Raw genomic sequence first — 23,001 nt, forward strand, 5'->3', positions numbered from 1 at the left:
GTGACAGCGCTTGAAGGTGAAGCGCCGTGACTGCCGCCAGCTCCGAAGTCACCCCCACCCCTGACCCCTCCCCCATCCGCCGACGGGAGGGGAAATTGGTGCGAATCCTGAGCGGCTTCCTCGCCGCCCAGGTGGTGCTGTTCACCCTCAGCGCCGCCTTCCCGCCGGACATGGGCCGCGCCAAGCGTTCCTCGCCCGTCGTGCTGGGCGAGCGCGGGGCGTGGCTGCGCGCCCTGCCGGTGGAGGACGGCCGCTGGCGGGTGCGGACCGATCTGGAACGCACCGACCCGACCTTCCTCAAGCGCCTGGTCGCGGTCGAGGACGCCCGCTTCCGCTGGCACCTGGGCGTCGATCCCATCGCCCTGGTCCGCGCCACGGGCTCGGCGCTCATCCATGGCCGGATCAGCAGCGGCGCCTCGACCCTGTCGATGCAGACCGCGCGCCTGCTGGAGCCTCGCCCCCGCAATCTCGGCTCAAAGCTGATCGAAATGGTCCGCGCCGTGCAGCTGGAAAGCCGGCTGAGCAAGGACGAAATCCTGGCGCTCTACCTGACGCTCGCCCCCTACGGCGGCAATCTGGAGGGGGTGCGCGGCGCCAGCCTTTCCTATTTCGGCCACGAGCCGTCCAGCCTGACCGACGGCGAGCAGGCGCTGCTGATCGCCCTGCCCCAGGCGCCCGAAGGCCGCCGCCCCGACCGCCGGCCCGAAGCCGCGCGCGAAGCCCGCCGGGCGGTGCTGGACAAGATGGTCCGCGCCCGCGTCCTGACCGACATCGCCGCCGTCGAGGCCGAGGGCGAGCCGATCCCCCGCCGCAGCGTCTTCCCGGCCATGGCCTGGCACCTGGCGGGCCAACTGGCGGCCGCCGCGCCGGCCAGTCAGCCCAGCATCGCCAGCACCATCGACCCCGACCTCCAGGCGCGGCTGGAGCCGATGGCCGCCGCCGTCGCCGCCAGCCAGGGACCCGAGGCCACGTCCGCCATCATCGTCGTGCGCATCAGGGACCGGGCGGTGCGCGCCCTGGTCGGCTCGGCCGGCCGCGACCGGCCCGGCGGCTGGGTGGACATGACCCGCGCCGCCCGCTCCCCCGGCTCGGCCCTGAAGCCCTTCGTCTACGCCTTCGCGTTCGATGACGGCGCCCTGGCCCCCGACACCCAGATCGACGACGCCCAGACCCGCTTCGCCGACTACCAGCCCGAGAACTTCGACCGCGTCTTCCACGGCAAGGTCACGGCGCGCGAGGCCCTGGCCTATTCGCTGAACGTGCCGGCGGTCGCCACCCTGGAGAAGATCGGCCCCGAGGCCTTCGCAGCCCGGCTCGAAGCGGGCGGGGTCAAGCTGCTGCGGCCCAAGGCCGAGGTGAAGGCGGCGGGCCTGGCCCTGGCCCTAGGCGGGGCCGGCATCACCCTGCGCGACCTCGTCACCCTCTACGCCGCCCTCGGCGACGGCGGGGTGGCCAAGCCGCTGGCCTATACGGTGGACGAAGCCAAGGCCCGCGAGCGCTCGGGCGGAACCCGCATCGCCCGGCCCGAGGCCGTGAACCAGGTGCTCGACATCCTGCGCGAGGCCCCAGGCCCGCGCGGCCGCGCGCCGTCGGCCCTGACCCGGGGCGGACCGGCCATGGCCTTCAAGACCGGCACCTCCTACGGCTTCCGCGACGCGGTGGCGGCGGGGGTCGTGGGCGGCTACGCCATCCTCGTCTGGACCGGCCGCGCCGACGGCGGCGCGCGCGGCGGGCTGACGGGACGTGACGCCGCCCTGCCCCTGCTGTTCGACGTCGCCGATCTGGTCGGCGCGCCGCCCACCGCCCCGCGCCCGATCGCGCCGAAATCCGCGCCGGGGGCCTTGCAACGTCTCCAGACCGTGGCCGACGAGGGTCCGCGCCTGATCTTTCCGCCGGACGGGGCGACGGTGCAGGTCGAGGGGCTGGGCAAGGCCTCGCGCGGCCTCGTCCTGGCGGCCGGCGGCGAGAACCTGTCGTGGTACGTGAACGGCGCGCCGCTCTCGGAAGACACGGTCAGCGGCAAGCCGGTGTGGCGTCCGCCGGCGGCAGGCTTCTATCGTCTGCGGGTGGTCGACGCCCAGGGCCGGGCGGCCAGCGCCCGGGTGCGCATCAAGGCGCCGGGCTAGGCTTTCGCCGGCTGGGCCTTGAACGGCGCGGCGCGAACGACGGCGACGGTGGCGACCAGCAGCAAAGCGCCCACGGCCAGGGCCGTCAGCCACTGGGGATCGGGCTTCCAGTAGCCGAGATTGCGGGCGGCGAGATAGCCGGGCGCCAGGACCGACACCACCCACAGCGGCGCGGTGACGGTGTTGGCGGCATGGAAGGTCCAGTCGCGCATGCGGGTCATGCCCGCGGCCATCGGCACGAACGGCCGCAGCGGTCCCAGATAGCGGGCGACCAGCAGGGCCAGCACGCCGTAGCGGCGGGTGTAGAGGCGGGCGCGGGCCACGGTGCGGCGGTGCCTGGCCACGGCCGGATGGCGCACGGCCCTGGCGCCGATCTTCTGGCCGATCAGGTAGGAGATGGCGTCGCCGGCGGCCGCGCCGACGCTGCACCAGATGATGACTTCCACGGGATGCAGCGAGCCGGTGGCGATCAGCGCCCCGGCCGTCAGCATCACCGCCATGATCGGGATCAGCACCCCGACCAGCATCAGGGCTTCGAGCAGAGTGACGAGCGCCAGGATCGCGCACACCAGAAGGCGGTGCTCGACGACCATCTCGTGCAGGGTCTGGAGGAAGGCGTCCATGCGCTCACCGTGCCGCAACAAGGTGACGAACAGGTAAGGGCGAACGCGGTTTTTGTAAGGTGCGGCGATACGGCGCGGCTGAATGCTCCCCTTCTGGGGGAGCTGTCGCGGAGCGACTGAGGGGGTCTGCTCGGTATCGGCCAGCGCTACCCCCTCCGGCCCTTCGGGCCACCTCCCCCAGAGGGGGAGGATCTGAAGATCCCCTACTCCGGCTTCCCCGCCAGAACGCGCTCGTAGTCCTCGAGGCTGGCGATGCCGACGTTGAGGTCGGTGACCAGACCGTTGGACAGCGAATAGACCCAGCCGTGCACGGCCAGGCTCTGGCCGCGCGCCCAGGCGTCCTGCACGAAGACGTCCGAGGCGACGTTGCGCACCTGGCGGATGACGTTCAGCTCGCACAGGCGGTTGAGGCGGTCGCGCTCCTCGGGGATCGCTTCCAGTTCGTGCTTGTGCTCGGCGTGGACCTCGCGGATCGGGTGCAGCCAGTGATCGACCAGGCCCCGGCGTTTGCCGTCGATGGCCGCCGCCACGCCGCCGCAGCCGTAGTGGCCGACGACCATCACGTGCTTGACCTTCAGCACATCGACCGCGAACTGCAGCACGGACAGATAGTTGGCGTCCTGCGGCGGGGCGAGGTTGGCGACGTTGCGGTGGACGAACAGTTCGCCCGGATCCAGGCCGACGATCTCGTTGGCCGGCACGCGGCTGTCGCTGCAGCCGATCCACAGGTACTCCGGGCTCTGCTGGTTCTCCAGGCGCTTGAAGAACTCGGGATCGACCTGGGTCTTGCCCTTGGACCAGTTGGCGTTGTTGGTTTTCAGATCTTCAAGCATCGGCGGCGTCCGGCTGGAGGCTGGGGTGAGCAGCGGCGAAGGCGGGATGGTCGGCGGCGCGGTCGGCGGCCGCGACGATCCGCGGGAAAGGTGAAAGGTCGATCTTGAACCGGCGCGCGCCGTAGACCTGCGGCACGAGGCAGATGTCGGCCAGGGTCGGCGTATCGCCGTAGGCATAGTCTCCGCCGTGGGCGGCGACGGCGGCCTCCAGGGCGGTGAAGCCCTCGTTCAGCCAGCGGGCCATCCAGGCGGTGCGGGCGGCCTCGTCCTGGCCGCGCGCGGCCAGTTCGCCGGTGACCCGCACGTTGTTCAGCGGATGGATGTCGCAGGCGATGGTCTGGGCCATGGCCCGCACCCGCGCCCGGCCCAATGGATCGGCCGGCAGCAGCGGCGGCTCAGGGTGCGTCTCGTCCAGCCATTCGAGGATGGCCAGGCTCTGGGTCAGCACCACGCCGTCCCCGAGCGCCAGGGCCGGGGTCAGCCCCTGCGGATTGAGGTCGAGATACGGCCCCTGCCGTTGCTCGCCCTTCAGCAGGTTCACCGGGCTCTGGTCATAGGCCAGGCCCTTGAGATTGAGGCCGATGCGCACGCGATAAGGCGCGGCCGCCCGCCAGTAGCCGAACAGCGTCAGGGTCACGGCTCGCGCCCTCCCGTCAGACCAGGGTGAAGGCCAGGGCGCCGACGCCGTCGACCTCGCCGACGATCCTGTCGCCCTTGACCACCGCGGCCACGCCCTCGGGCGTGCCGGTGAAGATCAGGTCCCCGGCCGCCAGGGTCCACAGCTTGCTGGCCTCGGCGATGATCTCGGGGATGTTCCAGATCATGTCGGCGATCAGGCCGGTCTGGCGCTGCACGCCGTTGACCGTCAGCCAGATGGCGCCGTCCAGCGTGACGTCCGCGACAGGGCGGATGGCCGAGATCGGGGCGGAAAGGTCGAAGGCCTTGCCCGCTTCCCACGGCTGGCCCTTGGCCTTGGCCGCGCCCTGCAGGTCGCGACGGGTCAGGTCCACGCCCACGGCGTAGCCGAACACGTGGTCCAGGGCGTCATCGACGGCGATGTCGGCGCCGCCCGACTTCAGGGCGACGACCAGTTCGATCTCGTGGTGCAGGTCGGCGGTGCGCGGCGGATAGGGCACGTCTTCCAGCAGCGGTGCGACGGCGTCGGCCGGCTTGGCGAAGAAGAACGGCGGATCGCGCTCGTCGCCGCCCATCTCGGCGCGGTGGGCGGCGTAGTTTCGGCCCACGCACAGGATGCGGCGGACCGGGAAGACCGCATCGGTCCCTTCCACCGGAACCGAAGCTTGGACGGGCGGGGGAAAGGCGAAGGTCGTCATGGCCGCCTGCTTAGACCCAAACGCTCGCGACCGGAACCCCGGCCGAAAACGGCGCGACGAACGCCGTTCGTCGGGAACCCGACAGCCTAAACGTTCTTTCACTTGCCCATGGTTGCGCCGTCGGGTCATGACGAAGTGGGGACTGTGGCGTTAACACTAGGGGGCGGCGAGCGACGATGCTGATCATCGAAAATCTGACGCATGTGTACGGCAACGGCGTGCGGGCCCTCGACGAGGTCAGCCTGACCATTCCGCGCGGCATGTACGGCCTGCTCGGCCCCAACGGCGCCGGCAAGTCGACCCTGATGCGCACCGTCGCCACCCTGCAGGCCCCGACCTCGGGCCACATCCGCTTCGGCGACATCGATGTGCTGAAGGACCCCGAGGCCCTGCGCCGCGTGCTCGGCTACCTGCCGCAGGACTTCGGCGTCTATCCCCGCGTCAGCGCCTACGACATGCTCGACCACATGGCCGTGCTGAAGGGCGTCGCCGGCCGCAAGGAGCGCAAGGACACCGTCGAGAGCCTGCTGGCCCAGGTCAATCTCTGGAACGTCCGCAACAAGGCCATCGCCGGCTTCTCGGGCGGCATGCGCCAGCGCTTCGGCATCGCCCAGGCCCTGATCGGCGACCCGCGCCTGATTATCGTCGACGAGCCCACCGCCGGCCTCGATCCGGAAGAGCGCAACCGCTTCCTCAACCTTCTGGCCGAGATCGGCGAGAACGTGGTGGTGATCCTCTCGACCCACATCGTCGAGGACGTCTCCGACCTCTGCCCGGCCATGGCCATCATCTGCGACGGCCGCATCGTGCGCGAAGGCGCCCCGGGCGACCTGATCCGCCAGCTGGACGGCCGGATCTGGAAGAAGACCATCGACAAGGCCGAACTCGAAGACGCCAAGGCGGCCCACCAGGTGATCTCGACCCGGCTGCTGGGCGGCCGCACCGTCATCCACGTCCTCGCCGACCAGGATCCGGGACAGGGCTTCGCGCCCGTGCCCGGCGGGCTCGAGGACGTCTATTTCTCGACCCTCGCCACGACCCGCTGCGCGGCGTAGGGGGCGCGAGATCATGTTCGGCAAGATCGCGGGCTTCGAGTTCCGCTACCAGCTGCGCTCCCCGGTGTTCTGGGTGGTGGCGGTCATCTTCTTCCTGCTGACCTTCGGCTCGGTGACCATCGAGCAGATCTCGATCGGCGGCGGCGGCTCGATCCACAAGAACGCGCCCTTCGCCATCGCCCAGACCAACCTGATCCTGTCGATCTTCTACATGTTCGTGACGACGGCCTTCGTGGCCAACGTCATCGTCCGCGACGACGAAACGGGCTACGGCCCGATCCTGCGCACCACCCGCATCGGCAAGTTCGACTATCTCTACGGCCGTTTCGCCGGCGCCTTCCTGGCGGCCGCCTTGTCGTTCCTGGCCGTGCCCCTGGCCATCTTCATCGGCTCGCTGATGCCGTGGATCGACGCGGAGAAGCTGGGCCCCAACCTGCTCGACGCCTACGTCTTCTCATACTTCGTCCTGGCCCTGCCGGCCCTGCTGCTGACCTCGGCGATGTTCTTCGCCCTGGCCACCGTCACCCGCTCGATGATGTGGACCTATCTGGGCGTGGTCGGCGTCATGGTGGTGTGGATCATCGCCAACATCGCCCTCGACAAGCCCGAGTTCGAGCACGGCGCGGCGCTGTGGGATCCGCTGGGGGCCAGCGCCTTCAGCCTGGCGACCAAGTACTGGACGGCCAGTGAGCGCAATAGCCTGATCCCGCATCTGTCCGGTCCGCTGCTGTTCAACCGGATCTATGTCCTGGTCCTGTCGGCGGGGTTCCTGGCGATCGCCTACGGCCTCTTCCGGTTCCAGTCGGCCGAGCTTTCGGGACAGCGCAAGGCCCCGCGCTCCAACGGCCTGCCGCCGCCGATCGAGGTCGTGCCGGTCATCAAGCCCCTGGCCAAGCCGCGCCACGACCGGACCGCCGCCTTGGCCCAGTTCCTCGCCCGCACCCGCTTCGACATGGTGCAGGTGTTCAAGAGCCCGGCCTATTTCGTGCTGTTGGCCCTGGGCCTGTCGAACGCCTCCGGCGCCCTGTGGTTCGCCACCGAGGCGGCCGGCTACGGCGGCGTGATCCACCCGGTCACCCGTATCCTGCTGCGGCCGCTGATGGGCTCGTTCAGCCTGATCCCGATGATCATCGCCATCTACTACGCCGGCGAACTGGTCTGGCGCGAGCGCGAGCGGCGCACCCACGAGATCATCGACTCGACCCCCGTCGGCGACTGGGCCTTCGTCGCCCCGAAGCTGGCGGCCATCTCGCTGGTGCTGCTCTCGACCCTGCTGGTCAGCGTGGTCGCGGCGATCTTCAGCCAGCTGAGCCACGGCTACGACCGCCTGGAACTGGGCAAGTACCTGCTGTGGTACGTGCTGCCGCAGAGCGTCGACTGGATCCTGCTGGCGGTGCTGTCGGTGTTCCTGCAGGTGCTGAGCCCGCACAAGTTCGTCGGCTGGGGCCTGATGGTGATCTACATCGTCGCCACCCTGACCTTCAGCAACCTCGGCTTCCAGCACAACCTCTACAACTACGGCGGCGTCCCCGACGCGCCGTTCTCCGACATGAACGGCCTGGGCAAGTTCTGGATCGGCGCCTGGTGGTTCCGCGCCTACTGGAGCGCCTTCGCCGTCCTGCTGGCCCTGTTGTCCTACGCCCTGTGGCGACGTGGAACCGAGGGGCGGCTTCTTCCCCGCCTGCGCCGCCTTCCCTATCGCCTGCGCGGCGCCAACGGCGTCGTCTTCGGCGTCTTTCTGACGGCCTTCGCAGGCCTGGGCGGCTTCATCTTCGTCAACACCAACGTCTGGAACGAGTACCGCACCAATCTCGACGACGAGCGCTGGACGGCCGATTTCGAAAAGGCGCTGCTGCGCTACGAAAACACGCCCCAGCCCAAGATCATCGGCATGAAGCTGGACGTCGACCTGTGGCCTCATGAACCCAAGGCCGTGACCCGCGGCGCCTATGTCTTCCAGAACAAGACCGGCCAGCCGATCAAGGAGATCCACCTCCGCTTCGACCGCGACCTCGTGGTGCGCGGCCTGTCGATCGAGGGGGCGCGGCCCAAGCAGACCTTCGACCGCTTCAACTACCGCATCTTCGCCTTCGACACGCCGATGGCCCCCGGCGAGACGCGTCGGATGAGCTTCATCACCGAGCGCAGCCAGAAGGGCTTCAAGAACAACGGCGACGAGACCCGGGTCGTCGACAACGGGACTTTCCTGAACAATTTCGAGATCGCTCCGATCCTGGGGATGTCGCGCGAGGGCCTGCTGCAGGACCGCGCCAAGCGCCGCAAGTACGGCCTGCCGCCCGAGTTGCGGATGGCCAAGCTGGGCGACGCAGCGAGCCGGCAGTTCAACTACCTGCGCCACGACGCCGACTTCGTGGCCTCCGACATCACCGTCACCACCGACGCCGACCAGACGCCGATCGCGCCGGGGACCCTGGTGTCGGAACGGACCTGGACGTCCGGAAGCGACAACCGCCGCACGGCGCGCTTCGTCGCCGACGCCCCGATCCTGCCGTTCCTGTCGATCCAGTCGGCCCGCTACGCCGTCTCCCGCGAGGCCTACAAGGGCGTCGACCTGGCGGTCTATTACGACCCGCAGCACGCCTGGAACATCGAGCGCATGCGCTCAGCGATGAAGGCCTCGCTCGACTACTACCAGCCGGCATTCGGTCCCTATCAGTTCCGCCAGCTGCGCTTCCTGGAGTTCCCGGCCTATCAGAGCTTCGCCCAGGCCTATGCCGGCACGATCCCGTGGTCGGAGGCGATGTTCTTCATCGCCGACTACCGCGATCCGGAGAAAATCGACATGGTCACCTATGTCGGCGCCCACGAGATCGGCCACCAGTGGTGGGCCCACCAGGTGCTGGGGGCCGACCAGCAGGGCTCGACCATGCTGTCGGAGACCTTCGCCCAGTACTCGGCCCTGATGGTCATGAAGCGGATGTACGGCGAGGCCCAGATCCGCAAGTTCCTGAAGTTCGAGCTCAACGGCTACCTGCGCGCGCGCGGCGGCGACGTGCTCGAGGAACAGCCGCTGGCCCGGGTCGAGAACCAGCAGTACGTCCACTACCGCAAGGGCTCGCTGGTCATGTACCGGCTGCAGCACGAGGTCGGCGAGGAGACGGTCAACCGCGCCCTGCGCCAACTGATCGCGGAGTATGGTTTCAAGGGCGCGCCCTATCCGACCACGCTCGACTTCCTGCGCATCCTCCGCGCCGAGGTCCCGGCCGACAAGCAGGCCCTGATCACCGACCTGTTCGAGAAGATCACGCTCTACGACCTGAAGACCAAGAGCGCGTCGGTGAAGAAGCGCGCCGACGGCCGCTATGACGTCAAGCTCGTGGTCGAGGCCCGCAAGATGTACGCCGACGGCCGCGGCAAGGAGACCAACGCGCCCCTGAACGAGGTGCTGGACGTCGGCCTGTTCACCGCCGAGCCGGGCAAGAAGGACTTCGCGCAGAAGAACGTCGTCGCCTTCGAACGCCGCCCGATCCGCACCGGAACCCAGACTTTGACCTTTGTCACCAAGGTCGCGCCGCGCTGGGCGGGCGTGGATCCCTACAACCTGGTGATCGACCGCAACGGCGACGACAACGTCATCAAGACGGCGAACTGAGGCGGACAAAGAAAATCCCCCGGCCTTTCGACCGGGGGATCTTCGTTCCGAACTTGAGCTCGAACCCTACTTCAGGCCGTTCTTCAGGCCCTCGGCGTGGTTCAGGTGCTCCTGCACCTTCGGCGCGGTCTCGGCGGCGAAGGTCTTGATGGCGGCGACGTCGCCGTCCTGGGCGTAGCGCTGCAGCAGGTTCAGAGCCGCCTGGTGGGCGTCGACCTGGTCGTCGGCATAGGTCTTGTCGAAGTCCTTGGCGTCGGCCTTGTTCAGGTCGTCCAGCTTGTCCTGCAGGTCCGACGGCAGGGCGGTCGGCAGGGTGATGCTGACGCCCGAAGCGGCGATGGCGGCCTTCAGGCCCGCGCTGGTGGCGGTGTGGGCGTCGATCATGTCCTGGGCGAACTTCTTGACCTCGACGTTGGTCGAGCGCTTCAGCGCGACCTTGGCGGCCTCGATCTCGAACTGGTCGCTGGAGGCGGCCTTGGCGGCGAAGTCCGGCGCCTTGGCCTCGTCCGACGGGGTCGGAACGGTGGCGGCGGGGTTGGCGTCCGGGGTGGCGGCCTGTTCGGCCGGGGTGGCTGCGCCCTTGGTCTCTTCCTTCTGGCCGCAGGCGGCGAGGCTGAGGGCGGCGAAGGCTGCGCCGACGATGAGGAGCTTGCGGGTCATGGCTTTCTTTCCCTGCGCGTTTTTCTGGGCAAGAAGGGTCGGCGTCGCGCGTCGCCGTGTGGCAGGAAAAAGGTTCACGGCCGCGTGATGGTTCCGTGATCGGGGAGAGGAACAAAATGACCCAAGGGCCGTTGGCGGGCGTCCGCGTGATCGAGATGGGCCAGCTGATCGCCGGTCCGTTCTGCGGCCAGGTGCTGGGCGACTTCGGCGCCGAGGTGATCAAGCTGGAAGACCCGAAGGCCGGCGACCCGATGCGCCAGTGGGGACGCTCCAAGCCACAGGGCCTGTCGCCCTGGTGGCCGGTGATCGGCCGCAACAAGAAGTCGGTCACGGTCGACCTGCGCACCGACGAGGGCCGCGACATCGCCCGCGCCCTGATCGCCAAGGCCGACGTGGTGGTCGAGAATTTCCGCCCCGGCACGCTGGAGAAGTGGGGCATGGGCTTCGACGCCCTCGCCGCGACCAATCCGGGCCTGGTCATGGCCCGCGTCTCCGGCTTCGGCCAGACGGGCCCCTACGCCAAGCGGGCCGGCTACGCCCTGGTCGGCGAGGCCATGGGCGGCCTTCGCCACATCACCGGCGAGCCCGACCGCAATCCGGCCCGGGCCGGCATCTCGATCGGCGACAGCCTGTCGGGCCTCAACGCGGCCCTGGGCGTGATGATGGCCCTGCACGCCCGCCAGCGCACCGGCAAGGGCCAGGTGGTCGACGTGGCGATCTATGAAAGCGTGCTGACGGTGATGGAAAACCTGGTCACCGAATACGACCTCACCGGCTACATCCGCGAACGCTCGGGCGCCGTGCTGCCCGGCATCGCCCCGTCCAACGTCTATCCGACCCGGTCCGGCGAACTCGTCTTGATCGGCGCCAATCAGGACACCCTGTTCAAGCGGCTGTGCGACCTGATGAACCGCCCCGACCTGGCCGAGGATCCCCGCTATCGCGACCACGCCGCACGCGGCGTCAACCAGGCCGAACTCGACGCCCGCATCGCCGCCTGGACCCTGGACCAGGACATCGACGACCTGCTGCCGAAGCTGGAGGCGGCGGGCCTGGCCTGCGGCCGCATCTATCGCGCGCCCGAGATGCTGGCCGACCCGCAGTTCCAGGCCCGCGACTCGATCGTCTCGGCGCCTCACCCAGTGTTCGGCCAGGTGAAGATGCAGAACGCCTTCCCCCGCCTCACCGACACCCCCGGCGGCGTCCGCTGGACCGGTCCGACTCTGGGCGAGCATACGGAAAGCGTGCTGGCCGAGGTGGCGGGGCTGGCGGCCGAGAAGGTGGCCGAGCTGAAGACGCGAGGGGTGGTTTAGGAACCTTCCCGGAAGGGGCCGAAGCTCTCCCCCGTAAAACCCCCGCCCGCCTTTCAGATCATGGGCAAGGGTTCGGATGCACCGCGTGGATGGCGTTGACGGCCGTCTCCAGCTCCTCCGTCCACTCCACGTCGAAGGCGTCGATATCGGTCTTCAGCTGCGCCATGCTCGTCGCGCCGATGATGGTGGCGGTGACGAACGGGCGGGCGTCGACGAACTTCAGGGCCAGCTGGGCCGGATCCAGGCCATGCTGGGCGGCGAGGTCGACATAGGCGCGGAAGGCCTCGAGCGCGCCCGGCCCCTCATAGCGATGCATGCGGTTGTAGAGCGCCTTGCGCGAGCCTTCCGGCAGCTTGCCGTCCAGGTACTTGCCGGTCAGTTGGCCCTGGGCCAGCGGCGAATAGGCCAGCAGGCCCACCTGCTCGCGCATGGCGATCTCGGCCAGGCCATATTCGAAGACGCGGTTGGCCAGGTGATAGGCGTTCTGGATCGAGGCGATGCGGGGAAGGCCCCGGGCTTCGCTCTCGGCCAGGAACTTCATCACGCCCCACGGGAACTCGTTGGAGACGCCCAGGGCCCGGATCGTCCCCTTCTTCACGTGGGCGTCCAACGCCTCGAGGATGTCGCCGAAGCGCTGGTAGTCGTCGTCGTAGTCCTTGTAGGTCTGGCCGCCGAACACCCGCACGGCGCGGTCGGGCCAGTGCAGCTGGTAGAGGTCGAGATAGTCGGTCTGCAGGCGCTTCAGTGAGCCCTCGACGGCCTCGTCGATCTGGGCCTTGGTCTGGCGGGTGGTGGCGCCGTCGGCGCGCATCCACGACAGGCCGCCGAAGGCCGAACCGCGGCCGGCGACCTTGGAGGCCAGCACGATCTCATCGCGCTTGCCGGTCTTCTTCAGCCACGAGCCGATGTAGCGCTCGGTATGGCCCTGCGTCTCCGGGCTGGGCGGGCTGGCGTACATCTCGGCCGTGTCCCAGAAGGTCACCCCGCGCCCCAGGGCGTAGTCCATCTGGGCGTGGGCTTCCTCTTCGGTGTTCTGCGAGCCCCAGGTCATGGTGCCCAGGCAGCAGCGCGAAACCTGGATGCCCGTACGGCCGAGTTCGACGTAATCCATGAAGTCCCCTAGATGACCCAATAGCCTGGCTTTTCGCCTATTTAGGCGCTAGCGGCCTCAACCCAAGGCTGGAGCCTTGCGCGCGGGCGCTTTCGACACGATATTTCACACGTGTCCCCCTTGGGACGGAAACATAAAGGGCTTCCTTCGATGAACGACTTCAACCGCGATTATGCGCGCTCGATCCCGACGGATCGCGCGGACATGTCGGTTGACGCCGGACTGCGCAGCTTCATGCTCGGCGTCTACAACAAGGTTGCGCTGGGCCTGCTGCTGTCGGCCGCCCTGGCCTGGACGACCAGCTCGTTCCCGCCGGTTCGCGACCTGCTGTTCCAGGTCAACGGCAACCGCGTCAGCTACACCATGCTGGGGATCGCGATCTCGTTCGCGCCCCTGGGCATCCTGCTGTTCTCGAGCTTCGTGATGAAGTCGATCACGCCGCGCACCGCCGGCGTGATCTACTGGACCATCGTGACGCTGATCGGCGCCTCGCTCGGCACCGTGGTGCTGATGTACACCGGCAGCAGCGTGGCCTCGACCTTCCTGATCACGGCCACCGCCTTCGGCGCGCTGAGCCTCGTGGGCTACACCACCAAGAAGGACCTGTCGGGCTTCGGCAGCTTCCTGATCATCGGTCTGGTGGGCCTGATCCTGGCCTCGATCGTGTCGATCTTCTTCCCGTCGGGCCCGCTGGTCTTCGCGATCAACGCCATCGGCGTGCTGATCTTCGCCGGCCTGATCGCCTACGACACGCAGAACCTGAAGATGACCTACTACCAGGTCGGCGGCGACGCGGCCGCCAAGTCGGTGGCCACCAACTACGGCGCGCTGAACCTGTACCTGGACTTCATCAACCTGTTCCGCTTCCTGCTCTACTTCCTGGGCGACCGCCGCTAAGCGGACGCTCCGGCCAAGGTCCGGACCAGACGAACGAAGCCCCGGCGGATCGCTCCGCCGGGGCTTTTTCGTGGGCGATCGCCTGGGAAGGCCCTAGTCCACCACCTTGAACCTGCCCTTGTCGAACAGCCGCAGCACCTGGGCCAGCTCGTGCCCGCGCTTGAGCACCATCCCGCCCTGGCCGCGCACCAGCCACTGGCCCTGCTTGCGGGCCAGGTCGGGCCATTTCTCGACGCGGTAGAGCGGCGCCTCGGCGGCGTGGCGGAAGATCGAGAAGGCCGCGTGGTCGATCGCGCCGCCCATGCCGTAGTCGCGCCATTCGCCGGCCGCGACCATGCGGCCGTACAGCCGCAGCAGCTGGTCTATCTCGCGCCGCTCGAAGAACACGACGCCGCCGACGGGGGAGGGAGCATCAAGGGCCATCGGCGAATCCTAACCCCAAATCAGCCGTTCAAGCGAGCGCGTTGGGCGAAAGTGTGAGCGGTTTCGCCCGCCAAACGCGCTCCAAGTTTTTGATTTTCGAGCCTGTTTATCGGGTTCGGATGTCCATCCGACCCCGACAGGCTCGAGCGTCGCAAATCCGCAACATCGTTCGACGAAGCGACAAGCCAAGCTGGACCAGGCCACGAAATGACCTTGTTTTGGTCCTGCGCCCGCCTGCTTGGGGGTCGAAAAAGTCAGTGTCGGCTGATCGGACACCCCACGGTCCTGGATCCTGAACAGCCCCCCCAGCCCCCCTCGATCGCGGGCCGGTCGGCCGACAGATCTACAAGAGAACCCCTCTCTTTCTTGCAGAGCCCGTGCGGATCCCCCCTCCCGCGCGGGCTTTCGCATGTCTGGGCCACGCCTGGCGCCAGGACTGCAACGAAGGCCACAGAGGCGCCTCAACCGGTCGCGAAACGACCGTGATCGCGCCCTTCCCCGGCCTCTGACCAGGATCAGATTGTCATGGTCGGTCGATCGGAACGCCAAACGGTCCGGGATCCTGAACAGCCCCTCCAGCCCTCCGGGCCACGAGGCGCCCCGCTCGGCCGACGCGTATTTCTATCCCCTCCCCCTAAAGACCCCGCTTCGCCGATCATCCCCTAAGGCGAGGCGGGGTTTCTTTTGCGCGCTCCGATTGACACGCGTAATCACCCGTGGCGACATGTCCCTCCGGAGGGACCGCCATGTTTAGGGGCGTGGGTTTCGTCATGTCGGGCGTCATGGGCGTTCTGGCCCTGATGCTGCTGATCGCCGCCGCGCCGGATCCCGTCCGCGTCGCCGGCTATTTCCCAGCCGAGTTTCGCGAGCCCTCGGAATGGTGCCCGCTGTTCAGGCGCCTGCCGGTGATCGACGACGTCGAGGCCGAATGGTATCCGCGCATCCTGATGGCTGCGGACGAACCCTCGCTCTACGCCTTCTCGCGCCGGCCGCACGACCTGGGCGTCCGCGCCTACCGGGTGATCTTCATCCCCACCTTCCAGAAGCCGATGATCGTGCGCCTGAACTTCTGGCCCGGCGGCGAGACCGTGCTGACCGCCACGCGCCTGTCCGGCGCCGGCGGCTACGATCCGGGCTTGCCGGAGGAAAATGCTGGCGGGGTCGTCCACAAGGTGCTGACCAAGGACGAGGAGCGTCGCTTCGAGAGGCTGCTGGCGGCGGCCTCGAACCTCAAGCAGCGCCCCATCGACTGCACCATGGGCCTGGACGGGTGGCAATGGATCCTGGAATCGGCCGACGGCGGGACCTATCGCTACGTGAACCGCTGGTCGCCCGAGCGCGGACCAGAGCAGGCCCTGGGCGTGTTCATGCTGAGCCTGGCCGGCTGGACGCCCCAGGCCGGCTCCTGAGGGGCCTCAGCGGCTCTTGCCGCCCGGCGGCAGCACGCCCAGCACCCGGCCGCCCTTGACGCCCTGGACGATGATCGCCGTCTGCAGTTCGTCGTCATGGCCCTGCGGCAGGCGGTACATCCGCGAACGGCCCGACCAGGTCCCCAGCTTGACCAGTTCGCGCACCACGTTGCGGTGGACGATGGTCTGACCGCGGTTGTCGCCGCGCTTGACGGCGATCTCCTGCTTGCGCGGATCAAAGCGCACCAGCCAGACCTCGGCGCCGCCGCGCGGCACGACGCCCGAGCCGATGGCCACGCGGCCGGTCCCGACGAACTCCATGTCCGGCGCCGGCGGCAGGCGGGTGGTCTCGATCAGCTTGTCGACGGTCTCGGCCTTGGCGCCGGAGGCCTGCACCTTGCCGGCCACCACCACCTGGGGCGTGGGCACGTCCCTAAGGGCAAAGGCCTTGGCGTAGACGCGCTGGCGCTCGACGAAGGCCGGCTTGGCGAAGGTGTCCTTCCAGCCGAGATAGTCCCAGTAATCGACCGAATAGGTCAGGGCCAGGACGTCCTCGCGCTCGGCGAGCTCGGCGGCGGCCTGGTTGGCCTTGCCGCACGACGAACAGCCCTGGGCTGTGAACAGCTCGACCAGCACGGGAGACTTGGCCGCGGCCGGGGCGGCGACGAGGCTCGTCAGGGCGAGGGAGACAACAGAGATCAAGGCCGTACGCATGTGCGGCGCACTTAAGCCAAGAAACCGCTGCGTCGCCGCTCACGAGGCCGTGAAATGACCGCTTCGGGGCCGCTAAATCCACACGACAACGATGTCGGCGGCCTGATGGGCGATGGACAAAGCAAAACGGCCGGTCCCAGGGGGACCGGCCGTCTCGTTATTCAGCGTCTGAAGAGGCTGCTCAGTCGGCCTTGGCCAGGTTGCGCAGCACGTAGTTCAGGACGCCGCCGTTCTTGAAGTACTCGAGTTCGGTCGGCGTATCGATGCGGCAGCGCACCGGGAAGCGCGCGATGCGGCCGTCGGTCGGGCGGTAGAGCTCGACGATCAGCTGCTTGCGCGGCGCCAGGTCCTGCAGGCCGCGGATCGAGACCAGCTCTTCGCCGGTCAGTTCCAGCTTCTGCCAGCCGTCGGCGATGAACTGCAGCGGCAGCACGCCCATGCCGACCAGGTTCGAGCGGTGGATGCGCTCGAAGCTTTCGGTGATCACCGCGCGGACGCCCAGGAGCTTGGTGCCCTTGGCGGCCCAGTCACGCGACGAGCCGGTGCCGTATTCCTTGCCGGCGAACACGACGGCCGGACGGCCTTCGGCCTGGTACTTCATGGCCGCGTCGTAGATCGGCATCACTTCGCCCGAGGGGAAGTGCTTGGTCACGCCGCCTTCGATCTCCGGGGTGATCTTGTTGCGGATGCGGATGTTGGCGAAGGTGCCGCGCATCATGACTTCGTGGTTGCCGCGGCGGGCGCCGTAGCCGTTGAAGTCGATCGGCTCGACGCCGTTGTTGACCAGGTACTGGCCAGCCGGGCTGGACGTCTTGATCGAACCGGCCGGGCTGATGTGGTCGGTGGTGATCGAGTCGCCGAACACGGCCAGGACGCGGGCTTCCACGATGTCGGTGACCGGGGTCGGGGTCATCGACATGTTCGGGAAGTAGGGCGGGTTCTGGACGTAGGTGGAGTCACCTTCCCAGGCGTAGGTCTGGCCGCCGGTGACCTTGATGCCTTGCCAGTTCTTGTCGCCCTTGAAGACGTCGCCGTAGCGGGTGGCGAACATCTTCTCGTTGATCGACTTGCGCTGCAGGGCGGCGATGTCTTCGTTCGAGGGCCAGATGTCCTTCAGGAAGACGTCGTTGCCCTTCTTGTCCTTGCCGATCGGCTGGGTGTTGAGGTCGATCTTCAGCGAGCCGGCCAGGGCGTAGGCCACCACCAGCGGCGGCGAGGCCAGGTAGTTGGCGCGCACGTCCGGGTTCACGCGGCCTTCGAAGTTACGGTTGCCCGAGAGCACCGAGCAGGCGACCAGATCGTTGTCGTTGATCGTCTTGCTGATGTTTTCCGGCAGCGGGCCCGAGTTGCCGATGCAGGTGGTGCAGCCGTAGCCCACGAGGTTGAAGCCCAGGGCGTCGAGGTGCTTGGTCAGGCCGGCCTTGGCCAGGTAGTCGGTGACGACCTGCGAGCCGGGGGCCAGCGAGGTCTTCACCCACGGCTTGGCCTTCAGGCCCTTGGCGACCGCGTTCTTGGCCAGCAGGCCGGCGGCGATCAGGACCGAGGGGTTGGAGGTGTTGGTGCACGAGGTGATGGCGGCGATCACCACGTCGCCGTGGCCGACGTCGAAGTCCTCGCCTTCCACCGGAGCGCGGAACTCGGGGGCTTCGGCCTTGCCGAACTCACCGGCCAGCGACTCGGCGAACTTCGAGGCGGCGTCCGACAGCAGCACGCGGTCCTGCGGGCGCTTGGGGCCGGCCAGCGACGGCAGGACGCTCGACAGGTCGAGTTCCAGGGCGTCGGTGAAGGTCGGCTCGGCGACGCCGGGCTCCCACCACAGGCCTTGCTCCTTGGCGTAGGCTTCCACCAGGGCGACGCGGTCGGCTTCGCGGCCGGTGCCCTTCAGGAAGGCGATGGTCGCGGCCGAGATCGGGAAGAAGCCGCAGGTGGCGCCGTATTCCGGAGCCATGTTGGCGATGGTCGCCTGGTCTTCCAGGGTCAGGTTGGCCAGGGCGTCACCGTAGAATTCGACGAACTTGCCGACCACGCCCTTCTTGCGCAGCATCTGGGTGACGGTGAGCACCAGGTCGGTGGCCGTCGCGCCTTCCGGCAGAGCGCCGGTCAGCTTGAAGCCGATGACTTCCGGGATCAGCATCGGGATCGGCTGGCCGAGCATGGCGGCTTCAGCTTCGATGCCGCCGACGCCCCAGCCCAGAACCGACAGGCCGTTGACCATGGTGGTGTGGCTGTCGGTGCCGACGACGGTGTCGGGGTAGGCGACTTCAGCGCCGTCGACGATGGCCGTCCAGACAGTCTGGGCGAGGTATTCCAGGTTCACCTGGTGGCAGATGCCGGTGCCGGGCGGGACAACGCGGAAGTTGTTGAAGGCCGACGAGCCCCAGCGCAGGAAGCGGTAACGCTCGATGTTGCGCTCGTATTCGCGCTTCACGTTGGCGTCGTAGGCCTTGGAGTCGCCGAAGTTGTCGACCATCACCGAGTGGTCGATGACCAGGTCGACGGGGTTCAGCGGGTTGATCTTGGCCGGGTCGGCGCCCAGGGCGACCATGGCGTCGCGCATCGCGGCCAGATCGACGACGGCGGGCACGCCCGTGAAGTCCTGCATCAGCACGCGGGCCGGGCGGAAGCTGATCTCGTGCTCGACCGAGCCCTTGTTTTCCAGCCAGTTGGCGACGGCCTTCAGGTCGGCTTCGTTGACCGAGACGCCGTCTTCGTAGCGCAGCAGGTTTTCCAGCAGCACCTTCATCGAGACGGGCAGCGAGCCCGTGCCGGCCAGACCGGCTTCCTCGGCGGCGCGAAGGCTGTAATAGACGTAGGTCTTACCGCCGACGACGAGTTCGCGGCGGGTTTTGAGGCTGTCCACTGACGCCATTTGGAAGGATCCCTTCTCTGTTCACGGCCGCCGGAAAACCACTCCCGGGATCGCGCGATCGAGGGGGACCCACAGCGTCCATCCTCGCGCCGCGTACGCCCCATCCAAAGCGGAGGGTGACGGCCGAGCGCTTCTTAGCGCCGGTTACCCACAACGTCCATGCACGGCGCATGGACTTGCGATGATGAGAGCCGTTCGCATAAAGGGTTTGAGCCTCGCGCGGGGCGAGCGGACCCTGTTTTCGGGGCTCGATCTGGCGCTCGAAAGCGGCCAGGCGGGCGCCCTTCTGGGCCGTAACGGCGCGGGCAAGACCAGCCTGCTGCGGGCGGTCGCCGGCCTGCTGCGGCCCCAGGCCGGAACCATCACCTTCGAGGGCGCCGACGGCGCCGTGCTGGAGGCGGAAACCGCCCGCGCCGAAGGCCTGCACCTGGCCGGCCACCACGACGGCCTGAAGACCACCCGCACCGCCTGGGAGGAACTACTGTTCCAGGCCCAGTGGACCGGCGGAACCGAGGCCTCGGCCCGCGCCGCCGTCGAACGCCTCGACCTGTCGCGCCTGCTCGACCTGGAGGTCCGCCGGCTGTCGGCGGGCCAGCGCCGCCGCGTCTCCCTGGCCCGCCTGCTGGCCAGCCCTCGCCCGCTGTGGCTGCTCGACGAGCCGATGGCCCCGCTGGACGCCGGCCACCGCGCCCTGTTCGGCGAGATCCTGGCCGAGCACCTGGCCGGCGGCGGCATGCTGCTGGCCGCCGTCCACGATCCGCTGCCCATAGCCGCTCGAAGCGTGGAGATCGGCGGATGAAGGCCTTCGCCATCCTCCTGCGCCGCGAGCTGGCCCTGGCCTGGGGCCGGGGCGGCGGGCCGCTGCTGGCCCTGGCCTTCTACGCCTGCGTCGTCACTCTGCTGCCGCTCGCCGCCGGCCGCGCGCCCGAGCGCCTGGCGGCCCTGGCCCCCGGCATCGCCTGGCTGGCCCTGGCCCTGGCGGCCCTGCTTTCCCTGGAGCGCCTGTTCGAGCGCGACTTCGAGGACGGCGCGCTGGACCTGCTGGCGCTGGGCCCCGCCCCGCTCGAGGCGGTCGCCGTGGCGAAATGCCTGGCCCACTGGCTAGCGGCCGGCGCGCCCCTGGCCCTGGCCGCGCCCATCGCCGCCGTGATCCTCGGCGCCTCGCCCTCGATCGCGCCGCTGCTGTTCGTCTGCGCACTGGCCGGAGGCCTGGCCTTCTCGTTCCTCGGCGGGCTGGGCGCCAGCCTGGCCCTGGGCAGCCGTCGCGGCGGCCTGCTGGTGGCGGTGATCGTGCTGCCGCTCTACGCCCCGCCGGTGATCTTCGGGGCCGGCGCGCTCGACAGCCTGGCCGGCGGCCTGCCGTGGACGGGCGGCCTGCTGTTCCTGCTGGCCTACAGCGCCGCGGCCGTGGCGCTGAGTCCCCTGGCCATGGCGGCGGCGTGCAGGAACGCGCTGGACTGAGACCTGGCGAAGGGGTTCCCCCGCAGGTCGTTTTCAACCATCCTGCTCTCGCCTGAGGCGATCGCCGCCGCGACCGCTCGCAACCTGGCCCAGACGCGATGTTCGAGAACGCCTTCCTCCGCCCCCGCCTCGAGGAACAGCCGCGGGAAGACAAAAGGCGCCTCTACGCGCGTATCGATCATTTCGAACCGGACGCCGCCGTGCTCGAGGCGGTCGATGCGGCCTTCTTCGACACCCTCCCGGCAATCGCCGGCATCGATGCCTGGTCGGAGTTCTCGGCCAGGGCGCCGATCTTCGTTCTTCACGATCGCGACCACCGTCCGATACCGCCGCTTGAAGGCGGGCTCGACGACTGGCCCGACCCCACGCCGTCCCAATGGTACGAAATCTCGATCAGGCCCGGCGGCGAGTCCCTGTTGTTTTTCAATCTCTTTCGCGAGCCCCAGGCGACCACGGTCGAAGAGGTCAAGAACGTCGATCCTGGGATCTCGCGCAAACTCGAAGAGATCCTTGATCTGGAGCCCCTGCAGCGCCAGCCCCACGAAATCCAGGACGTGCTCGACGCGGTGACCGGCACGATCGACTGGATCGGCGTCTACGACATAGGCCAGGGCAACGCGAACGGCCTGTGCGACAGCGGCGAGACGCCCTTGGCCTATTTCGATCTCGGCGGCGGCGTGAACACCAACCTCGCCACCTTTCCCGCGGCGCTCACCGACTTCTGCTATCAGGCCTCGCCGCCCGTGGTGCTGTCGCACTGGGACTGGGACCACTGGTCGTCGGGCGCCAAGTTCCCGGGCGCACAGGCCCTGAACTGGATCGCCCCGGCCCAGAGCCTGGGTATGGTGCACAGCACATTCGCCGCGGGCCTGCATCGAGCCGGCAGGCTGTTCATATGGCCCAACACGCTGGCCACCCTGTCGAGCGGCCAGATGACGATCCACAAGTGCACCAGCATGGGGGCGAATCGAAACCATACGGGCCTGGCCATGGAGGTACGCGGTCCAGCGGGCCAACCCCCGATCCTGCTGACTGGCGACGCGCGCTATACCGCCATTCCCGGCGCGGTCGGCACGACCTTCACCTCGGTCGTCACCCCGCACCATGGCGCCAACATGTCGAGCCACGCGACGCCCGCCGGAACCGGTCAACCGGGCGCGCGGGCCGCCTATTCGTTCGGCTTGAACAATTCCCATCAGCATCCGAACGCGGTCGCCTTCAGCGATCACCACGTGGCGGGATGGCCGCACCACGCGCACGGCGCCGCGGTTCCGGTTGACCGCGACACCACCAACCGGTCGATTGGCGGCCTTGGCCATCTGGGCCTGGGATGGAGCGCGACGCCGTCGCTGCCGGGCCACCGCTGCCCGTCCGCCCAGTGCGCGGTCGAGCTTCGGCACACCTGAGCGGCCTCACGGCGTCAAACACGCCGCCTCGACCACCGTGGCGTCCAGCGTGCCGGCGGCCGGGGCCTGCCAGTCCTGCTCGAAACGGTAGGAGTCCTCGGTCCCTTCGAGATTGTTCTTCGGGTAGCGGAAGGCGGCGGCGTTGCGGAAGCGGCCGGCCGTGCAATCCACCTCGACCAGCACCTTCTCGGAGCGGAAGGCCGGGGCGTCCGGCGCCTCGACCTCGGTGCGCGGCAGGCGAAACTCGTGGCGGACCCAGACCTGGCCCTTCGGCTTGCGCCCGTCATTGCCCTTGGCGGTCTTGGCGAACATCAGCACCGCCCCCTCCTCGGCGGCGGCGAAATAGGGCCAGCCGTCGGCCCGCACCCGCTCGGCCCAGGGCGGCATGGCCTTGGCCTTCTCCTGGGCGGTGACGGTGACGCCGTCGATGTCGGCGGCGGCCTTCGCATCGGCCAGAGGCGCGATGGGCGGCGTGACGGGCGACGCCGGAGCCTGGACCGCCAGCAGCAGGCCGGCCGCGCCAACGGCGATGAGAAAATGAGCGTCCACCGTGCGGCCTCCCGTCGGGCGCACGTGCGGCGCCCTTTTCTTCTTCCATGGTCACGGTAACATGGGTCGACGAACGATCAACCGGCCGGCAGGGGAGGCCGTACCGAATGACCAGGATCCGAACGGCCGGCAAGGCGCTGTCGCTGCTGGCCGCTCTTGCCGCGGTTAGCGCCGCCCAGGCGGCGCCGACCCGCAAGGAAAGCTGGGGCAAGCCCGGCGTCAGCTATCTGAAGTACCGCACCGACGCGGCCGAGTGCCTGCACTATGTCGAGGCCCTGGCGCCGGTGAAGCTGGCCTTGGTGGACCTGACCTTCGGCATGGACGTTCCGGTCGATCCGGATCTCGGCGCCTTCGAACCCTCCGCCACCGGCGCGGCGCAATCGGCCTACGCCTATGCCGAGGCCTACCGGCTGCGGATGAACCGCAACTGGCGCAACGTCCGCGACCAGGCGACCCCGGCCCTGGAGAAGTGCCTGGCCGACCGCGGCTACAGCCGGTTCAAGCTCAGCGAGGCCGAGCAGAAGGACCTGAAGGACTTGCGCGTCGGCACGCCAGCGCGTCACCTCTATCTCTGGCGGCTCGGCTCGGAGCCGCGCTGAGGAGGG

20 protein-coding genes are annotated in these 23,001 nt (G+C 68.6%); 10 read left to right on the plus strand and 10 right to left on the minus strand.

Features of this window, described 5'->3' with window-relative positions:
• The first annotated feature begins 74 nt into the window (after nt 1-74).
• Entirely contained in the window at nt 75-2,126 is a 2,052-nt protein-coding gene (gene pbpC, locus AC1RRS_RS03810; protein WP_492854450.1) for a penicillin-binding protein 1C, read from the plus strand.
• Here the strand turns inward: pbpC and AC1RRS_RS03815 are convergent.
• The 4 genes from AC1RRS_RS03815 to AC1RRS_RS03830 form a co-directional block, all read right to left on the minus strand.
• Entirely contained in the window at nt 2,123-2,749 is a 627-nt protein-coding gene (locus AC1RRS_RS03815) for a DedA family protein (protein ID WP_492854020.1), read from the minus strand. The genes pbpC and AC1RRS_RS03815 overlap by 4 nt on opposite strands.
• Before the next feature lie 203 nt (nt 2,750-2,952).
• On the minus strand, nt 2,953-3,582 hold the full coding sequence (locus AC1RRS_RS03820) for a carbonic anhydrase (RefSeq protein ID WP_487291222.1): 630 nt from the start codon (nt 3,580-3,582) through the stop codon (nt 2,953-2,955).
• The gene (gene maiA / locus AC1RRS_RS03825) at nt 3,575-4,219 is read right to left on the minus strand and encodes a maleylacetoacetate isomerase (RefSeq protein WP_492854021.1); all 645 of its coding nucleotides are present in this window, start codon (nt 4,217-4,219) and stop codon (nt 3,575-3,577) included. The genes AC1RRS_RS03820 and maiA overlap by 8 nt, the downstream gene beginning before the upstream one ends.
• A gap of 16 nt (nt 4,220-4,235) precedes the next feature.
• Nucleotides 4,236-4,916, minus strand: a complete 681-nt coding sequence (locus tag AC1RRS_RS03830; protein WP_492854022.1) for a fumarylacetoacetate hydrolase family protein — start codon at nt 4,914-4,916, stop codon at nt 4,236-4,238.
• Nucleotides 4,917-5,092: 176 nt separating this feature from the next.
• Between AC1RRS_RS03830 and AC1RRS_RS03835 the strand changes: the two genes are divergently transcribed.
• Both AC1RRS_RS03835 and AC1RRS_RS03840 read left to right on the plus strand, forming a co-directional pair.
• The gene (locus AC1RRS_RS03835; RefSeq protein ID WP_492854023.1) at nt 5,093-5,971 is read left to right on the plus strand and encodes an ABC transporter ATP-binding protein; all 879 of its coding nucleotides are present in this window, start codon (nt 5,093-5,095) and stop codon (nt 5,969-5,971) included.
• Nucleotides 5,972-5,984: 13 nt separating this feature from the next.
• Nucleotides 5,985-9,584 carry an ABC transporter permease/M1 family aminopeptidase gene (locus tag AC1RRS_RS03840; protein ID WP_492854024.1) on the plus strand — a complete coding sequence of 1,200 codons (3,600 nt, stop codon included), beginning with the start codon at nt 5,985-5,987 and terminating at the stop codon, nt 9,582-9,584.
• Between the two features lie 66 nt (nt 9,585-9,650).
• Here the strand turns inward: AC1RRS_RS03840 and AC1RRS_RS03845 are convergent, their stop codons facing one another.
• Nucleotides 9,651-10,244 (minus strand): DUF4142 domain-containing protein, encoded by a 594-nt coding sequence (locus AC1RRS_RS03845; protein WP_110120004.1) that lies wholly within the window; start codon nt 10,242-10,244, stop codon nt 9,651-9,653.
• Between the two features lie 116 nt (nt 10,245-10,360).
• Here AC1RRS_RS03845 and AC1RRS_RS03850 point away from each other — a divergent pair, with 116 nt between their 5' ends.
• Nucleotides 10,361-11,557, plus strand: a complete 1,197-nt coding sequence (locus tag AC1RRS_RS03850; protein ID WP_492854025.1) for a CaiB/BaiF CoA transferase family protein — start codon at nt 10,361-10,363, stop codon at nt 11,555-11,557.
• A 58-nt stretch (nt 11,558-11,615) separates the two neighbouring features.
• On the opposite strand, the gene AC1RRS_RS03855 is transcribed toward AC1RRS_RS03850, so the two are convergent.
• The gene (locus tag AC1RRS_RS03855) at nt 11,616-12,668 is read right to left on the minus strand and encodes an aldo/keto reductase (RefSeq protein WP_492854026.1); all 1,053 of its coding nucleotides are present in this window, start codon (nt 12,666-12,668) and stop codon (nt 11,616-11,618) included.
• A 150-nt stretch (nt 12,669-12,818) separates the two neighbouring features.
• On the opposite strand from AC1RRS_RS03855, the gene AC1RRS_RS03860 reads away from it, so the two are divergent.
• Complete coding sequence (locus tag AC1RRS_RS03860) at nt 12,819-13,565, plus strand: Bax inhibitor-1/YccA family protein (RefSeq protein WP_487291233.1); 747 nt, start codon at nt 12,819-12,821, stop codon at nt 13,563-13,565.
• Between the two features lie 93 nt (nt 13,566-13,658).
• Here AC1RRS_RS03860 and AC1RRS_RS03865 read toward each other — a convergent pair whose 3' ends face one another.
• Nucleotides 13,659-13,988: a DUF2794 domain-containing protein gene (locus AC1RRS_RS03865; RefSeq protein WP_492854027.1), complete on the minus strand. Its 330-nt coding sequence runs from the start codon at nt 13,986-13,988 to the stop codon at nt 13,659-13,661.
• 746 nt (nt 13,989-14,734) lie between these two features.
• Between AC1RRS_RS03865 and AC1RRS_RS03870 the strand changes: the two genes are divergently transcribed.
• Entirely contained in the window at nt 14,735-15,397 is a 663-nt protein-coding gene (locus tag AC1RRS_RS03870; protein ID WP_492854028.1) for a hypothetical protein, read from the plus strand.
• Between the two features lie 6 nt (nt 15,398-15,403).
• Here AC1RRS_RS03870 and AC1RRS_RS03875 read toward each other — a convergent pair whose 3' ends face one another.
• Nucleotides 15,404-16,111 carry a DUF1223 domain-containing protein gene (locus AC1RRS_RS03875; protein ID WP_110119998.1) on the minus strand — a complete coding sequence of 236 codons (708 nt, stop codon included), beginning with the start codon at nt 16,109-16,111 and terminating at the stop codon, nt 15,404-15,406.
• Between the two features lie 181 nt (nt 16,112-16,292).
• A complete protein-coding gene (gene acnA / locus AC1RRS_RS03880; RefSeq protein ID WP_492854029.1) occupies nt 16,293-18,980 on the minus strand; it encodes an aconitate hydratase AcnA in 2,688 nt (895 codons plus the stop codon).
• A 181-nt stretch (nt 18,981-19,161) separates the two neighbouring features.
• On the opposite strand from acnA, the gene ccmA reads away from it, so the two are divergent.
• The 3 genes from ccmA to AC1RRS_RS03895 all read left to right on the plus strand — a co-directional run bounded on the left by ccmA (nt 19,162) and on the right by AC1RRS_RS03895 (nt 21,847).
• On the plus strand, nt 19,162-19,779 hold the full coding sequence (gene ccmA / locus AC1RRS_RS03885; protein ID WP_492854030.1) for a heme ABC exporter ATP-binding protein CcmA: 618 nt from the start codon (nt 19,162-19,164) through the stop codon (nt 19,777-19,779).
• On the plus strand, nt 19,776-20,441 hold the full coding sequence (gene ccmB, locus AC1RRS_RS03890) for a heme exporter protein CcmB (protein ID WP_492854031.1): 666 nt from the start codon (nt 19,776-19,778) through the stop codon (nt 20,439-20,441). The genes ccmA and ccmB overlap by 4 nt, the downstream gene beginning before the upstream one ends.
• A gap of 98 nt (nt 20,442-20,539) precedes the next feature.
• Nucleotides 20,540-21,847 (plus strand): ComEC/Rec2 family competence protein, encoded by a 1,308-nt coding sequence (locus AC1RRS_RS03895; RefSeq protein WP_492854032.1) that lies wholly within the window; start codon nt 20,540-20,542, stop codon nt 21,845-21,847.
• A gap of 6 nt (nt 21,848-21,853) precedes the next feature.
• Here the strand turns inward: AC1RRS_RS03895 and AC1RRS_RS03900 are convergent, their stop codons facing one another.
• Nucleotides 21,854-22,396, minus strand: a complete 543-nt coding sequence (locus tag AC1RRS_RS03900) for a surface-adhesin E family protein (protein ID WP_492854033.1) — start codon at nt 22,394-22,396, stop codon at nt 21,854-21,856.
• Between the two features lie 107 nt (nt 22,397-22,503).
• Here AC1RRS_RS03900 and AC1RRS_RS03905 point away from each other — a divergent pair, with 107 nt between their 5' ends.
• Complete coding sequence (locus AC1RRS_RS03905) at nt 22,504-22,995, plus strand: hypothetical protein (protein ID WP_492854034.1); 492 nt, start codon at nt 22,504-22,506, stop codon at nt 22,993-22,995.
• Nucleotides 22,996-23,001 lie beyond the last annotated feature (6 nt).

It is taken from the genome of Caulobacter sp. GW821-FHT12A07, assembly GCF_058807655.1.

Coding starts and splice junctions, on each gene's coding strand:
- AC1RRS_RS03875 (WP_110119998.1), bottom strand. CDS start 16,111: ATGCGTACGGCCTTGATCTCTGTTGTCTCCCTCGCCCTGACGAGCCTC.
- acnA (WP_492854029.1), bottom strand. CDS start 18,980: ATGGCGTCAGTGGACAGCCTCAAAACCCGCCGCGAACTCGTCGTCGGC.
- ccmA (WP_492854030.1), top strand. CDS start 19,162: ATGATGAGAGCCGTTCGCATAAAGGGTTTGAGCCTCGCGCGGGGCGAG.
- ccmB (WP_492854031.1), top strand. CDS start 19,776: ATGAAGGCCTTCGCCATCCTCCTGCGCCGCGAGCTGGCCCTGGCCTGG.
- AC1RRS_RS03845 (WP_110120004.1), bottom strand. CDS start 10,244: ATGACCCGCAAGCTCCTCATCGTCGGCGCAGCCTTCGCCGCCCTCAGC.
- AC1RRS_RS03895 (WP_492854032.1), top strand. CDS start 20,540: ATGTTCGAGAACGCCTTCCTCCGCCCCCGCCTCGAGGAACAGCCGCGG.
- AC1RRS_RS03905 (WP_492854034.1), top strand. CDS start 22,504: ATGACCAGGATCCGAACGGCCGGCAAGGCGCTGTCGCTGCTGGCCGCT.
- AC1RRS_RS03850 (WP_492854025.1), top strand. CDS start 10,361: ATGACCCAAGGGCCGTTGGCGGGCGTCCGCGTGATCGAGATGGGCCAG.
- AC1RRS_RS03855 (WP_492854026.1), bottom strand. CDS start 12,668: ATGGATTACGTCGAACTCGGCCGTACGGGCATCCAGGTTTCGCGCTGC.
- AC1RRS_RS03865 (WP_492854027.1), bottom strand. CDS start 13,988: ATGGCCCTTGATGCTCCCTCCCCCGTCGGCGGCGTCGTGTTCTTCGAG.
- AC1RRS_RS03835 (WP_492854023.1), top strand. CDS start 5,093: ATGCTGATCATCGAAAATCTGACGCATGTGTACGGCAACGGCGTGCGG.
- AC1RRS_RS03840 (WP_492854024.1), top strand. CDS start 5,985: ATGTTCGGCAAGATCGCGGGCTTCGAGTTCCGCTACCAGCTGCGCTCC.
- AC1RRS_RS03830 (WP_492854022.1), bottom strand. CDS start 4,916: ATGACGACCTTCGCCTTTCCCCCGCCCGTCCAAGCTTCGGTTCCGGTG.
- AC1RRS_RS03815 (WP_492854020.1), bottom strand. CDS start 2,749: ATGGACGCCTTCCTCCAGACCCTGCACGAGATGGTCGTCGAGCACCGC.
- AC1RRS_RS03860 (WP_487291233.1), top strand. CDS start 12,819: ATGAACGACTTCAACCGCGATTATGCGCGCTCGATCCCGACGGATCGC.
- AC1RRS_RS03870 (WP_492854028.1), top strand. CDS start 14,735: ATGTTTAGGGGCGTGGGTTTCGTCATGTCGGGCGTCATGGGCGTTCTG.
- AC1RRS_RS03820 (WP_487291222.1), bottom strand. CDS start 3,582: ATGCTTGAAGATCTGAAAACCAACAACGCCAACTGGTCCAAGGGCAAG.